Raw genomic sequence first — 13,790 nt, 5'->3', positions numbered from 1 at the left:
GCATGTGAGACAGAGCGTTCAAAGATCAAGTAGCTCTATCGATTCGGTATATCTTGCTGATGGGTTTTCAGCACGGCGACTCTTGAGGAGACGGGCATGGCAAAACCGACAATCGTTCTCGCACACGGTGCCTGGGCCGACGCGTCCAGCTGGAACGCCGTCGCGTCCGAACTGCGCACCCAGGGGTTCACGGTCCTCGCCCCGCCGAACCTGCTGCGCGGCCCGGTCGGCGACGCCGCCTACATCTCATCGTTCCTGGCCCAGCGCACGAGCGGACCGGTCGTGCTGGTCGGCCACTCCTACGGCGGCTTCGTCATCACCAACGCGGCCGCCGGCGGCGGTGACGTGCAGGCCCTCGTCTACGTCGACGCGTTCACCCCGGACGAGGGCGAGTTCGTCTTCCAGATCCTCGGCGGCTCGGGATCGGCCCTCGACGTCCCCGACCCGACCACGGTCCTCGACATCGTCGGCTACCCGGGCAGCCCCGAAGGGGACGCCGAAGCATTCCTGAAGCCCGACACCGTGCACAACTCGTTCGCCCAGGACCTGCCCGAGGCCGACCGCTGGCTGATCGCCGAGACCCAGCGGCCGATCACCCTGAGCGCCAACACCACCCCGTCCGGCCCGGCGGCCTGGAAGACGCTGCCGAGTTGGGCCGTCATCGGCACCGAGGACAAGGTCATCCCGCCGGGCGTCAAACGCGCCCAGGCGGAACGGGCCGGCTCGAAGGTGACCGAGGTCGAGGGCTCACACGTGTCGCTGGTGTCGCACCCGCAGGTGGTCGTCGACACGATCCTGGCCGCCGCCGCCCACGTCACCGACTGAAACCGGTGCCCTGGACCAGGCGCAACTCGCCGTGGCCGACGACCAGGCCCGAACCGGACAGGCGGACCCGATCCTCGGTCACGTCGACCCGGAGTCGACTCGGACGCCCCAGCCGATGTCCCTGTTCGATCAGGACGGGGACATCGGCGGGCACCCGGCCCGAGCGGACCAGGGCCGCGGCGAGCGGGCCGGCCGCCGTACCCGTAGCCGGATCTTCGGCAATGCCGCATCGTCACCGCCGGCTGCTCGCCGGTCAGCCCCTGGTCGGCCAGCCACAGCCAGGCGCCCATGGCGTTGTGCCCGGCCCCGCCGACCTCCACCCCGGCCGGCGTGAACGAGCGCAACCGCCAGGCGACCCCGTCCTCACCCGGGCGCAGCAGGAACGTCGTCTCGGACTGGTTGAACTCGCGGGCGATCGCCTGCATCTGCGGCACGGTCAGATCATCGGCGTCGGGCACGAGCGTCAGCGGGTTCCCGGTCAGCGGCCGATCCGCGAACACGTCAACGAAGTAGAAGCGCGTCATGCCCTCCAGTGTCGGTCGCCTCCCGCGCCCACGGCAGCACACTTCACCGGTACGCGGCCCACGGCTTGCTCTCACGGGACCTGCAGGCGCCAGGTCAGGTCCCACGTCCGGACGGTCGTGTCGCGGGCGGCGACGGCCACGAATCGGCCGTCCGGGCTCAGGCCGGCGGCGGCGATCTGCTCGGGGCGCTCCGGGAGTTCGTACACCGGCTCGCCGGTCGTCAGGTCGTACAGTTTCAGCAGCCCCTCGCCCGCGGCCAGCACGTATCGGCCGTCGGAGCTGAGCTGCGCGTCGGTGAGGCGGGACCAGGCCGGTTCGAACGTGTGCAGGCAGTCGCCGGACGCGAGGTCCCACCACCGGGCCCGGCCGCCCGAACCGACGGTGAGGGCCCGGCGGCTGTCGGCGCTGATCCGGACGACGTCGACCGCCTGCCCCCGATGCGAGTCGTCGAGGACGCGTAGACACTCGCCGGTGTCGAGGTCCCACATCCGGGCCGTACCGTCGTGGCTGCCGGAGAGGGCCAGCCGCCCGTCGGCGGTCATCGCCACCGTGGGCACGCCACCGGTGTGACCGTCGAGGCGGTGGATCCGTTCGCCGCTGTCCAGGTCCCAGACCAGCAGCCGGTCGCCGTCGCGGGCGCCCGACACGGCCCGGCGCCCGTCGGCGCTGACCGCCACCGCGTAGACCAGGCTGTTGTGCCCGGTCAGGGTGCGCACGCAAAGACCGGAATCAAGATCCCAGACGCGGACCGTCTTGTCCCGGCCGGCCGACACGACCGTCCGGCCGTCACCGCCGGCCGCCACGGACAGCACCGAGCCGGTGTGGCCGGTGAGGATGCGCAGGCATTCTCCCGACTCCAGGTCCCACACCCGCAGCGTGCCGTCGCGACCGCCGGAGACCGCGCTCCGGCTGTCCGGCGTGGCGCAGATCGACTCGACGCGATCGGTGTGGCCACCGAGCGTCCGCGCGACCAGGACGTCCTCGACACCGACCCGGTCGACCCGCGCGCTCAGCCGCTGCCAGGCCCGCACCAGTCGCGGCGTCCGATCGTGGTGCCGGTCGGTGCGCAACTGAACCAGCAGGTCATGGGCCGTGCCGAAGCGCTGCTCGGCGATGGCCTGCTCCGCGCCGTCGAGGGTTACGCTGGCGGTGGTGGCGAGCGCCCGGGCCTCGGCGAACGAGCGTGGGCGGCACGGCTGGGCCGGTGCGGTGTAGCCGGTGGGCGCCGCGACGTCCCAGATCCGCACCTGGCCGCTCATGCCACCGGCGGCCGCGACCCGGGCGTCCGCGCTCAGCGCCGCCGTCTCGTCGTAGTCGCTGGCGAAGGTGCGCAGGCAACGACCAGATTCAAGATCCCACAGACGTACGGTGTGATCGGTCCCGCCGCCCGACAGCGCGTACCGCCCGTCGGCGCTGATGTCGAGCCCGCGCGCCTCGGTGACGTGCCCGCCGAGCCGGTGCCGGCACTGCCCGGCGTCCAGATCCCAGACCCGGATCACCGGGTCGTACGAGCCCGAGGTGACCGCCGTCCGGCCGTCGTCGCTGAGCCGGATCGCGTGCACATGCGTGGTGTGACCGTCCAGGCGGGCCAGGCACCGACCGGTCGGCAGATCCCACACCCGCAGGACGTGATCGGGGCCGGCCGACACGGCTCGCCGGCCGTCGGCGGACACCGCGGCCCGCAGGATCGGGCCGTCGTGGTCGATGGCGCGCAGCATGCGGCCCTCGTGCAGGTCCCACAGCTGGATCCGGCCGCGCACCGTGATCACGGCGGTCCGCGCGTCGGCGGCGGCCCAGACGTCGATCACCCAGTCGTCGGTCTGCAGCCGGTGCAGCCGTTTCCCGTCGGCGATCCGGCGCCACACGACCACTCCGGTGCGGGCGCCGGACAGTACGTACCGCCCGTCGGCGCTCAGGTGCAGCGCGCTGGCCTTGGCGGCGTGTTCCTGCGTCTCCATCAGGCACCGGCCGGACCGGGTGTCCCACGCCTGGACCGTCTCGTTGCCCGCGGTCACGGCGATCTGCCCGTCCGCGCTCAGCCGGACGTGGTCGACCTCCGGGCCCGGGCCCACGTGCAGCGAGTCCGATCTGATGCCGCGCCGGACCTGGATCGTCCGCGGTTGCAGCCGGTGTGGACGGTCGGCTTTCACCGCGTACTGGAAAGCGGTCTTGATCTCGATGTTGTCGCCGGCCGCCTGGGTGGCCTTGAGCAACAACGGCAACGCCGAGGGGGCGTCACCGCGTTCCAGATGGACCAGTCCTCGCAGGTAGTCGCCCTGCCACGGCGGATTCCCGGCACCGATCGCCTCGATGGCGGTCAGCAGCCGGTCGTCGGTCAGCGCACCGGTGCGCCAGCGCAGCAACCCCTCGTTGTACGTCGCCTCCGGATGACCCGGATGCAGGATCAAGGCTTGCGCGTACGCGGACAGCGCGTCCCCGGTGCGGCCCAGGGCGGTCAGCACGAGCGCGTGATCGGTCAGCTCGTCCGACGTGCGGGGGAGTGGCTCCGGTGCCGGGCGCGAATACGGCCGGCCGCATTCCTGCTGGTGGAGCTCGATCAGGGCCGCCGTGAGCCCGGCCATGTCGACGATCGTTCCCGGCAGCACCGGCCCGTCCAGCTCGCGCAGCAGACTCACGATGCCGGTCACGTCGGCGCGCCGGTCGGCCGCCTCGGCGACGCCGAAACCGGTGACCTTGACCGTGCCGTCCGCGGTCACCAGCACGTTTGCGGGTCTGATGTCGCCGTGGGCGACACCGTGCCGGTGCGCGTGACCGACTCCCCACGCGGTCTGGATCACGATGTCCAGAGCCCGGTCGGGAGACGACCGGGACGCGGGCGCCCCGTCGACGTGCTCGGCGTGCACCCGGAGGTCGCCGTCCACGACCTCGGCGTAATGGCAGGCACGCACGTTCGGGTGCCGGCTCAGCGACATCCAGCGTTCGGCCGCCCGGAGGTTCACGCCACCCACTCGGTGACGTCGAGAACGGCAAGGTCCCCGTCGCATCCGACGGCCAGCCGCGAGCCGGTCGCGGCCAGCGCCAGGACGGTGGTTCCCATCCGCCGCGAGGCCAGGCGGCGCTGGGCGACCGGATCCCAGAACTGGACCTCGTCGCGGCGGGCGACGGCCAGCACCGGCCCGCCGTCGGCCGCGGTGAACAGGCACGGGTGCTTGCCGGGCAGCTCGCCGAACATCTCCCGGGTGGTGACGTCGTGGACCCGGACCCGGCCGTCACCGGTGCCGATCGCCAACAGCCCACTGTCGTGCCCGGCCAGCGACCACACCTGGATCCGGTCGGCGAACGGCTCGCCGACCGGATGGCCGGTCGCCGGATCCCACAGTCGCGCCGCGAAACCGCCACCGCGCGCCGGAGTGGCGTTGCCGGCCGCCAGCAGCGTGCGGCCGTCGGGCATCGGCACGGTGGCGACGGCCCGCAGCGGTGGCCGGTCGAGCCGGGTGAACATGTCGCCGACCGCGGCCCCGGTGGCCGGGTCCCGCAGCCGCAGAACGTTCACGTCGTTGCCGACGGCCAGCAGCGTCCGGCCGTCCGGCATGACCACAGGGGCCATCGAACGGACCACGTGGGACCGGGCGGCCGGCACCTCGGCGAGAACCCGCCCGGTCGCCGGATCCCACGAGCGGATGGCACCGGCGCCGTCGCACGTCACCACCGCCGCCCGACCGTCCGGCAGCGGCGCCGAGGCGATCGCCGTGACACCCCGCAGGTGGCCGGTCAGCGGCCGGGCGGCCGGCTCACCGGTGAGCGCGTCCCAGAAATGGACGTCGCCGGCCGTCTCGGCGGCGAGCAGGGCCCGGCCGTCGGGCAGCGTCACCGGGGTCAGCCGGGTCACCGGGCCCATCCGTTCGGCGTCGGTCAACGGACGCACCGTGGCCGGATCCCACAGCCACAGCGTGCCGTCGAACCCGGGCCCGGCCAGCAGCGCCGGACTACCGGGGACGGCGGCCAGGGGGCGCGGCACGCTGTTGGTGCCGGAGTCGCCGACCCGCCGGCCCGAACCCGGATCCCACAGCCCGTCGCCGGCCGCCACGAACGGCACCCGGCCGTCGGCCACCAGCAGATCCTCGCCCTCGACGGGGTCGCCGATCTTCCGGCCGGTCGCCGCGTCCCAGAACCGGGTCACGAACCCGTCGTCCTCGTGGCCGCGCGACACCGCGAGGATCAGGCGTCCGTCCGGCTGCGGCAGCGCCGCCAGCCGGGCCGGATTGCCCTCGTCGTGCCGGGTGCGCAACACCCGTCCCCGCGGTTCCCCGGTCGCCGGATCCCAGGACCGGACCGTCGCCTCGTCCTCGTCGCCGTGCAACGTCAGCAGCAGCGTCCGGCCGTCCGGCGCGGTCGCCGCCGCGACCGCCCAGGCCTGGGGCGCCAGGGGACCGGCCACCAGATCGCCGGTGGCCGGATCCCAGAGCCGTAGCGCCCCGTCGGTCTCCTCGATGACGGCGAGCAGGTGCCGGCCGTCCGGCATCGGGACCGCGGCCAGGCCGGACCCGTAGTCGCCCGGGCCGGGCAGCGGCTTACCGACCCGCTCACCGGTCAACGGCTCCCACACCTGCACGAATGATTCGTCCACGTCGTGGTAGGCGACTGCGAGGAAGGGCGCCGCCGGCACCATCGCCACGACCACCTCTGCCGGACAGGTCAGCGGCTCGCCGGCCCTTCGGCCGGTCGCCGGATCCCACAGCGACACGACCACGGGCGGCCCGTCCTCGTCGGCGACGGCGGCCAGCAGCGTCCGGCCGTCAGCGGCCGTGAACGCGACCACCACCTCGGCGTCCACGTCGAACGTGACCTGCGGTTGCAGCCTGGGTCCGACCCGCTCCCAGGAGAGGTGTACGCGAAGGGCGCGCGGCCGTTGCGTCTCTGCGTCGTCCATACCGGCCGCCCTTCCCGATCCGAGCCGACCGCCAGGCTACCCAGCAGGCGCACGTCCTGAGCCACGATCATCGGCGAGTGACGACGAGGGTCGATATTTCTTCGATTTAACTATGGGAACAAACTTGTTCGCGATCGAGGTCACGCGGCAATCAATGGTGACGCCCGGAACGTTGAACTACGTTGTCGGTGACACTTTGCGGCTGCGCCCGACAATCCGGGCGGCGAACAAAAGGCAATTTCGTGACCTCTGGTAATACCGCTCCGTACACCTTTGTTCTTCTTCCCGGGGCCTGGATGGGTGCCTGGTCCTGGCATCCGGTCGCGCGTCTGCTGACCGAGCACGGCCATCGTGCGGTGGCGCTGACCTTCCCGGGACTTTCCTACGGGGATTCGCCGGTGGGCCTGCGGCTCTCCGACGCGGTCGACTTCGTGGTCGAGCAGGTCCAGGAGCGGGATCTGACGAATGTCGTGCTGGTCGCGCACAGTTGGGGCGGCTATCCCGCGACCGGAGCCGCTCATCGCCTCACCGATCGCGTCGTCAAGGTTATTTATTACAATGCTGTCGTCCCCGCCGCGGGTTTGAGCATGGCCGACGAGAACGAGGTTTATGGCCAGGCCATTCACGAGGCCATCGCCACAATTCCGGATCAGACGGTCGCGCTGCCGATCGAGGCCGTCCGCATGGGTTTGATGCAGGACGAGTCGACCGAGTTGCAGGACCTGGTCTTCGCGCTGACTCTCGCGCAGCCCGGCGGTTACATGGTCGACTCCCTCGATGTTCCCCCGGTCACCGAGATCGGCCTGCCGGCGGCGTACCTCCTCGGGGAGAGCGACCAGTCGCTGGCCCGCCCGGGTGACGAGTTCGCCGAGCGCCTGGGTGTGAAACCGGTCAGCGTCCCGGGCAGCCACATGGCGATGCTGTCGCGGCCCCGGGAGATCGCGGCGGCCATTCTGGCCGCGGCCTGACCTCTCATCCGGCCGGGGCGACGGTGCGCCGGCTCTCGCGTATGTGTTCGTGATGCTGATCCGACCAGTCGATCAGCGAACGGATGATGGCGCAGAGAGACCGGCCAGGCTCGGAAAGGGCGTAGTACACCTCGGCCGGTCCCGGCTCGCGAACGATCAGGCCGTCGCGTTCGAGGTTGTGCAGAGTCAGGGTGAGCATGCGTGCCGTGATCCGGCACGACCGTCGCAGCGACGAATAGCGTCGGGGCGCTTCCTCGAGCAGGGTCAGGATCAGCGCGCTCCATTTGTTGCCGACGTGACCGAGCACTTCCCGCCGGTTGGCGCAGAGCTCCGTGGTCGTGGAGAGCCGGCGAACCGCATCGGCGCCGGGGCGTTCCTCAGCTGTCACGTGCATCTCGATTCGATCGGCGGCGGGCGCGCAAGTCTACTGACGGTCGCGCCCGCCCTACCAACGGACGGCCGAGGGCGGTGGAGCTGGCCGGTCGGGGATACACGGTCTACGTCGGGGCCCGGCGCGTCGATCGCATGGCCGGCCTGAGCGCGCACGGGGTCCGCAATCTTGCGCTGGACCTCACCGACGACGCGTCCATGGTCGAGGCCGTGGCCGAAATCGAGCGCGCGACCGCCCGACTCGACGTCCTGGTCAACAACGCGGGGTATGGCTCGTTCGGTGCCGTCGAGATCGCCGAGAGCGGGCCCGACGCGTCGATGGATCAGATCGCGCGCCGCCGGTGTCGCCGTCGGCACGCTCTACCGGCACTACCCGACGAAGACCGACCTGGTCCGGGCCGTCCTCGACGAGGCTTCGAACCGGCTGGTCCTCCGGGTCGAGGAGGCGGCCCGTTCGCTGCGCCGGCCCGGTGACGCCGTGGCCTCGATCGAGCGGCTCCTGGCCGACTACCTGGCCGAGGCGGCCACGAACCAGTCGATCAAGGCGGCCGCCGGCACGCTCGGAGCCGCTGATGGTCCGGCCTTTGCGCAGGATCCCGGCCGGGTGGCGCTCAGCGTGCTGCTCCAGGCCGCGCAGGCGGACGGGGACATTCGCCCGGAGATCACACCCGACGACGCGTACCTCATTCTCGCCACCGCCCCGGCCTCGCTGAACGAGGCGAGCCGGGAGCGGTGGATGGAGATCGTCCTGGGTGGCATCCGGGCACGATGAGACGGCGGCGGTGCTCACGACGTACCCAATAGGCGTTTTTTTTGGTGTTTTATCGGCCCGGGGCTACTTCTGCCAGCCGACGGTTTCCGGCAGGGGGGTGCCGAAGATGGTGGCGCCGAGGTTGGACAGGCCGTTGGAGACGCCGTAGATCGACGGGCCGCTGTAGAGCGGCAGGAACGCGTACTGGGCCAGACCCTCGCGTTCCAGCTCGTTGGCCTTGGCGATCTGGGTGTCCGGGTCGGCGATCCCGGCCGCGTCCTTGATCTTCTGGTCGAGTTCGGGTGTGCCCGAGCCGGTCAGGTTCTCGTTGCTGGTGCTGCCGTAGAAGCTGTCCAGGTAACGTGCGCCGAACGGGTCCAGAGACCGGTTGCCGGCCAGGAACAGGTCGAACTTGCGGCCGCTGACGATGGAGTCGAAGTCGTTCTCGGACACCGACTTGATATCGACCTGCACGCCGAGCGTCTTGAGCTGCGCGGCGAACGCGTTGGCGGTCGCCTTCTCGAGCGGGTCGTCCCCGGTGAGCGTGTAGCTGAGCTGGAGCTTCTGGCCGCCCTTGGCGCGGATGCCGTCGCTGCCGGCGGTCCAGCCGGCCGCGTCCAGGTCCTTCCGGGCGGCCTCCGGGTCGTGCTTGATCACCTCGGCGACGTTGTCGTGGTAGCCCTTCTGGAACGAGTAGAAGATCGCCGAGCCGGGCAGCGGCTCGGCGTAGTCCAGGCCCTGGAACTGGATCGACGCGATCTGCTGCCGGTCGACGCTCTCCAGGATGGCCTTGCGCACGGCGATGTCGGTGAGCAGCGGCGACTTGGTGTTGAGGAACAGGAAGTACTCGAACGGGCTGCCGCCGCGCCGGACCCCGGTGTTGGTCACCCCGGTGATCTGCTTGAGCCCGTCGGCGCCGCCGGTGGAGGCCAGGTCCAGCTCGCCGTTGCGGAAAGCGTTCAGCGCGGCCTGGGTCTCCAGCCCGACGATGATCCGCTTGTCCAGCTTGCCGGGCTTGCCCCACCACTTCGGGTTGCGTTCGAAGGTGGCGTTGCCGGTGGCCGGATCGTAGGCGGTGACCGTGTACGGCCCGGCACCCCACTGCGGCTCGACCTTCTTCAGGTACGCGGTGTTGAACGTCGTCGCGTCGGCGGCCGCCTTCGGGTGCAGCAGCGTCGAGAACAGCGGCGTCCACCAGGCGTTGACGCCCTTGAACTCGATGACCGCCTGCTTGTCGTTCGCGCCGGCGTGCACCGCGGTGATCCGCGAGTACGGGATCGTGTCGCTGGCGTAGAAGTCCTTGTCCGACCCGTTGTTCGCCTTCCACGTCGCTTCTACCGCGTGGAAGTCGATCGGGGTGCCGTCGTTGAAGGTGGCCTTGTCGTTGATCGTGATGGTGACCTTCTGGTTCCCGCCGGCCACCTCGGTCTTCACGTCGGTGTAGTAGTCCGGGTTGTACTGGACCGCGCCGTCGGGGGAGTAGGTGATCGCGTCCGCGTTGTACCAGAACCAGAACCGGGCCGCGCCCAGGTTCGCGTCCGCGTGGAACGTGTTGCCCTGCTCGATCACCGCGCCGGCGACCCGCAGTGTGCCGCCGTCCTTGATGTTCTCGTACGGCTGCGGGTTGTAGTCGAACGCACCGGACGCCGCGCTGGGCACCGGCGTGTCCGGCGCTTTCGTGGCGGCGGCCCCGCAGCCGGCGAGTCCGAGGGTGAGCAGGGCGACGAACGCGACCGGGCGGATCATGGCGCTCCTTCGGTGACGAGATGGCACGCGACCTGAGGGGACAGGCGCGGACGTTCGGTGACGCAGAGTTCGCGCAGCCGCGCGTCGAGGGTGGGCCGCACGTGGCAGCGGTCGGCGAACACACAGCCCGGCGGCCGGTCGGCCGCGCTGGGCTGTTCGCCGCGCAGCACGATCCGTTCCCGGGCGCGCTCGCGTTCCGGGTCGGGGATCGGGACCGCCGAGAGAAGAGCCCGGGTGTACGGATGCCGGGGCTCGGCGAACAGCGTCGCGGCGTCCCCGATCTCGACGATGTGACCGAGATACATCACCGCGATCCGGTCGGCGATGTCACGGACCACGGCCAGATCGTGCGCGACCACCAGGTAGGCCAGCCCGAGCTGCGCCTTCAGCCGGGCCAGCAGGTCCAGGATCCCGGCCCGCACCGAGACGTCGAGTGCCGAGACCGGCTCGTCGAGCACCAGCAGCCGGGGCCGGGTGGCCAGCGCGCGGGCGATCGTCAGCCGCTGCCGCTGCCCGCCGGAGAACGCGGCCGGGAACCGGTCGAGCACGTCACCGGGCAGTCCGACCAGTTCCAGCAGCTCGTTCACCCGGTTCCGGGTGGCCTCGGCGCTGAACCCGGCCGCCTGCAATGGCTCGGCGAGCAGTTCGAAGACCGGCATCCGGGGGTCGAGCGCGCCCTGCGGGTCCTGCATGACGATCTGCACCGACTGCCGCAGCCGCCGCCGCTCCGGGGCGGGCACCGGGCCGGCCACGTCGACGCCGAGCACCTCCAGCGAGCCGGACTCCGGCGCTTGCAGCCGCATGATCTCCAGCAGGGTGGTCGTCTTGCCGCTGCCGGACTCGCCGACCAGGCAGAACGTCTCCCCGGCCCTTACCTCGAAGCTCACGTCGCTGACCGCGTGCCGCGTGCCGACCCGCCGGCGCAGGACGGTCCCGCGGGTGATCGGATAGCTGCGGGAAAGCCCGGCGAGCCGCAGCACCGGCTCGCCGTCGCTCTGGTCCCTCTCCGACCGCGGCCCGTCGCTCAGCGCGGCCAGGAGCCCGGCGGTGTAGGGCGTCTTTGGTGACCGGAACAGATCATGGACCTCGGCCCGCTCGACGATCCGGCCGTCGTGCATCACCGCGACGTCGTCGGCGTGCCCGGCCACCACCCCCAGGTCGTGGGTGATCAGCAGAACCCCGGCGCCGGTCTCGGCCTTCGCGGTCTCCAGAACCTCCAGGATCTGCGCCTGCACGGTCACGTCGAGCGCGGTGGTCGGCTCGTCGGCGATGATCACGTCCGGGTCGTTGGCGATGGCCAGGGCGATCACCACCCGCTGACGCATGCCGCCGGAGAACTGGTGCGGGAAGTCGCGGGCGCGCTCGTGCGGGCGCGGGATGCCGACCAGTTCCAGCAGCTCGACCGCCCTTTTCCAGGCGGCGGCCTTCGGCACCCGGGTGTGCACGCGCACCGCGTCGGCGATCTGCCGGCCGACCGGGAAGATCGGGGTCAGCGCGGAGAGCGGATCCTGAAAGACCATGCCGATCCGCTTGCCGCGCACCGCGGACATCCGGCGGTCGTCCAGGCCGAGCAGGTTCGGCCCGTCCAGCAGCACCTCGCCGGCGGTCGCGGTGCCGGGCGGGAGCAGTCCCATGATCGCGGTGGCGGTGGCCGATTTCCCGGAGCCCGACTCACCGACCAGAGCCAGGGTTCTTCCGGCATGCAGATCAAGATCGATTTCGCGTACGGCGTGAACAGGGCCGGTTTCGGAAGGGAAGGTGACGCTGAGATTCCGTACCGTAAGAATCTGATCTGTCATCGACGGCCCCCGGCGGCCGAAGTCGGGTCGAGCGCGTCGCGAAGCCCGTCGCCGATCAGCGTGAGCGACACGGTCAGCAGCACCAGCAGCCCGGCCGGCACCTCGAACAGCCACGGCGCCGAACTCACCGCGAGCGACCCGTCGGCCAGCAGTGAACCCAGCGACACGTCGGGCGTCTTGACACCGAAGCCCAGGAAGCTCAGCGACGTCTCCAGGACCACGGCCGACACGACCCCCAGCATCAGGTTCACGACGAGCAGCCCACCCAGGTGCGGAATGATGTGCCGGGCCACGATCCGGGGCCGGCTGACCCCCATGAACTCGGCCAGCCGCACGTAGTCCCGCTCGCGCAGCGACGTGGCGACCGACCAGATGACGCGGGCCGGCAGGACCACGGTGACGAACGTCAGCAGCGGGATCAGGATCCGCCAGTCGCCGCTGACCCGGTTCGAGACCAGCGCGAGAATCAGGAACGACGGCACGACCAGCAGGAAATGGATGATCAGCAGGGTCCACCGCTCGACCCGCCCGCCCAGGTAGGCCGCGCCCGCCCCGACCACCGCCGAGACGACCGTGGTCAGCACCGAGACGCTCAGCGCGATCACCAGCGAACGCTGCAGGCCGTGCACGGACTGGGCGTAGACGTCGTTGCCGCCCTGATCGGTGCCGAACCAGTGCCCGCCGCCGGGCGGCCGGGTCAGCGCCAGAAAGTCCGGCTGGTTCCAGCTCCACGAGGTGACCAGGCCGCCGGCGACGGCGTAGACCACCAGCAGCGCGAAGATCAGGACGCCGATCACCGCGGACCGGTTGCGGGTGAAACGCCGGCGGTAGAGCCGGGTGCGGCCGAGACGGGTCATCAGCTGGCCCGCACCCGCGGGTCGAGCGCGACCGTGGCGATGTCCGACAGGATCGCGCCGGCCGCGGTCATCACCGCGCCGAACGCGGCCACCGCCACCACCCCGTCCACGTCGTTCTTGGCGATCGTCTCGGTGAAGTACCGCCCCATGCCCTCCCAGCCGAACACCGTCTCGGTGATGATCGCGCCGGTGAACACCGCCGGGATGCTGAACGCGACCGACGTGGCGGTCGGGATCAGCGACGCCCGCAACGCGTGCCGGCGAATCGCCTGAGCGCGGGTCAACCCGGTCGCCCGGGCCGTCCGTACAAAATCGGCATTGATCATGTCGAGCAGCAGCGCCCGCTGCGTCAGGTGCCAGTTGACGTAGCCGAGCAGCGTCAGGTTCAGCGTCGGCAGGACCAGATGGTCGAGCCGGTCCACCAGCGACGCCCAGACGCCACCCTCGAACCCGGCCGTGTTCGCGCCCGCCACATGCAGCACCGTCTCGCCCGCCAACTGGTTCAACCACACCGCGGCCAGGACGAACGCGAGCGCACCGACCGCAGTCGGAATGTTGAACAGCACGATCGAGACGCCCTGCCCGAGCCGGTCCACGACGCCGTACTGCCGGGACGCGGTGTAGACGCCCAGCGCCACGCCGATGACCACCGAGGCGAGCGTGCCGAGCAGGATCAGCTGGCCGCTGACCAGGACACGCTGCGGCAGCTCCCCGTTGACCGGCACCCCGGTCGGGGAGTGCCCCCAGTCGAAGCGCAGCGCCACGTCGGACAGCCAGAACCACCAGCGGTGGACCAGCGACCAGGACGGGGACAGCCCGTACGGTTCGAGGGCGTGCGCGATCTGCTCGTCCGTGCGGACCGGCCGCAGATCCCGGTAGTTCGACCTCGGATCGAGGAACCAGCTGGCCAGGAAGTAGGTCGCGTTGGTGGCCACCACGATCATCACCAGCCAGCCGGCAGCCTGGCGGCCCAGGTAGCGAAGCACGGCCACCTCTTCCAACGTCATCAATATCCCATGGCATCGATAGGCTATAGCGC

General features: G+C 70.9%; 11 protein-coding genes and 2 pseudogenes. 4 read left to right on the top strand and 9 right to left on the bottom strand.

Annotated features, from left to right (window positions below; genetic code table 11):
• Positions 1 to 96: 96 nt before the first annotated feature.
• Positions 97 to 825, top strand: coding sequence for an alpha/beta fold hydrolase (locus ACSHV8_RS22490; protein WP_436535719.1), 729 nt, complete (start codon positions 97 to 99; stop codon positions 823 to 825).
• On the opposite strand, the gene ACSHV8_RS22485 is transcribed toward ACSHV8_RS22490, so the two are convergent.
• The 4 genes and pseudogenes from ACSHV8_RS22485 to ACSHV8_RS22470 form a co-directional block, all read right to left on the bottom strand.
• Entirely contained in the window at positions 815 to 1,048 is a 234-nt protein-coding gene (locus tag ACSHV8_RS22485) for a PhzF family phenazine biosynthesis protein (protein WP_436536869.1), read from the bottom strand. The two genes, ACSHV8_RS22490 and ACSHV8_RS22485, sit on opposite strands and share 11 nt — an antisense overlap.
• Before the next feature lie 40 nt (positions 1,049 to 1,088).
• A pseudogene (locus tag ACSHV8_RS22480) lies at positions 1,089 to 1,349 on the bottom strand (PhzF family phenazine biosynthesis isomerase); the annotation flags it as partial.
• 71 nt (positions 1,350 to 1,420) lie between these two features.
• Positions 1,421 to 4,309, bottom strand: coding sequence for a tetratricopeptide repeat protein (locus ACSHV8_RS22475; RefSeq protein ID WP_436535718.1), 2,889 nt, complete (start codon positions 4,307 to 4,309; stop codon positions 1,421 to 1,423).
• The gene (locus ACSHV8_RS22470; RefSeq protein WP_436535717.1) at positions 4,306 to 6,240 is read right to left on the bottom strand and encodes a WD40 repeat domain-containing protein; all 1,935 of its coding nucleotides are present in this window, start codon (positions 6,238 to 6,240) and stop codon (positions 4,306 to 4,308) included. The genes ACSHV8_RS22475 and ACSHV8_RS22470 overlap by 4 nt, the downstream gene beginning before the upstream one ends.
• 242 nt (positions 6,241 to 6,482) lie before the next feature.
• On the opposite strand from ACSHV8_RS22470, the gene ACSHV8_RS22465 reads away from it, so the two are divergent.
• On the top strand, positions 6,483 to 7,208 hold the full coding sequence (locus ACSHV8_RS22465; RefSeq protein WP_436535716.1) for an alpha/beta fold hydrolase: 726 nt from the start codon (positions 6,483 to 6,485) through the stop codon (positions 7,206 to 7,208).
• Between the two features lie 4 nt (positions 7,209 to 7,212).
• Here ACSHV8_RS22465 and ACSHV8_RS22460 read toward each other — a convergent pair whose 3' ends face one another.
• Positions 7,213 to 7,596 (bottom strand): winged helix-turn-helix transcriptional regulator, encoded by a 384-nt coding sequence (locus ACSHV8_RS22460; protein WP_436535715.1) that lies wholly within the window; start codon positions 7,594 to 7,596, stop codon positions 7,213 to 7,215.
• Between the two features lie 80 nt (positions 7,597 to 7,676).
• Here ACSHV8_RS22460 and ACSHV8_RS22455 point away from each other — a divergent pair.
• Positions 7,677 to 7,826 (top strand): annotated as a pseudogene (locus ACSHV8_RS22455) (short-chain dehydrogenase/reductase); the annotation flags it as partial.
• Positions 7,827 to 7,878: 52 nt separating this feature from the next.
• Positions 7,879 to 8,370 carry a TetR family transcriptional regulator gene (locus ACSHV8_RS22450; RefSeq protein ID WP_436535714.1) on the top strand — a complete coding sequence of 164 codons (492 nt, stop codon included), beginning with the start codon at positions 7,879 to 7,881 and terminating at the stop codon, positions 8,368 to 8,370.
• A gap of 63 nt (positions 8,371 to 8,433) precedes the next feature.
• Here the strand turns inward: ACSHV8_RS22450 and ACSHV8_RS22445 are convergent, their stop codons facing one another.
• The 4 genes from ACSHV8_RS22445 to ACSHV8_RS22430 are packed head-to-tail and all read right to left on the bottom strand — an operon-like array spanning position 8,434 to position 13,758.
• Positions 8,434 to 10,095 (bottom strand): ABC transporter family substrate-binding protein, encoded by a 1,662-nt coding sequence (locus ACSHV8_RS22445; RefSeq protein ID WP_436535713.1) that lies wholly within the window; start codon positions 10,093 to 10,095, stop codon positions 8,434 to 8,436.
• Entirely contained in the window at positions 10,092 to 11,894 is a 1,803-nt protein-coding gene (locus ACSHV8_RS22440) for a dipeptide ABC transporter ATP-binding protein (RefSeq protein ID WP_436535712.1), read from the bottom strand. The genes ACSHV8_RS22445 and ACSHV8_RS22440 overlap by 4 nt, the downstream gene beginning before the upstream one ends.
• A complete protein-coding gene (locus tag ACSHV8_RS22435; protein ID WP_436535711.1) occupies positions 11,891 to 12,751 on the bottom strand; it encodes an ABC transporter permease in 861 nt (286 codons plus the stop codon). Before ACSHV8_RS22435 ends, ACSHV8_RS22440 begins: the two co-directional genes overlap by 4 nt.
• Positions 12,751 to 13,758, bottom strand: a complete 1,008-nt coding sequence (locus ACSHV8_RS22430) for an ABC transporter permease (protein WP_436535710.1) — start codon at positions 13,756 to 13,758, stop codon at positions 12,751 to 12,753. Before ACSHV8_RS22430 ends, ACSHV8_RS22435 begins: the two co-directional genes overlap by 1 nt.
• Positions 13,759 to 13,790 lie beyond the last annotated feature (32 nt).

Origin of the sequence: Actinoplanes sp. HUAS TT8 (assembly GCF_051380535.1) — a bacterium.
Classification (GTDB): Bacteria; Actinomycetota; Actinomycetes; order Mycobacteriales; family Micromonosporaceae; genus Actinoplanes.
The sequence above is the reverse complement of the archived record's forward strand: the minus strand, read 5'-3'. Positions and strand labels throughout refer to the sequence as shown.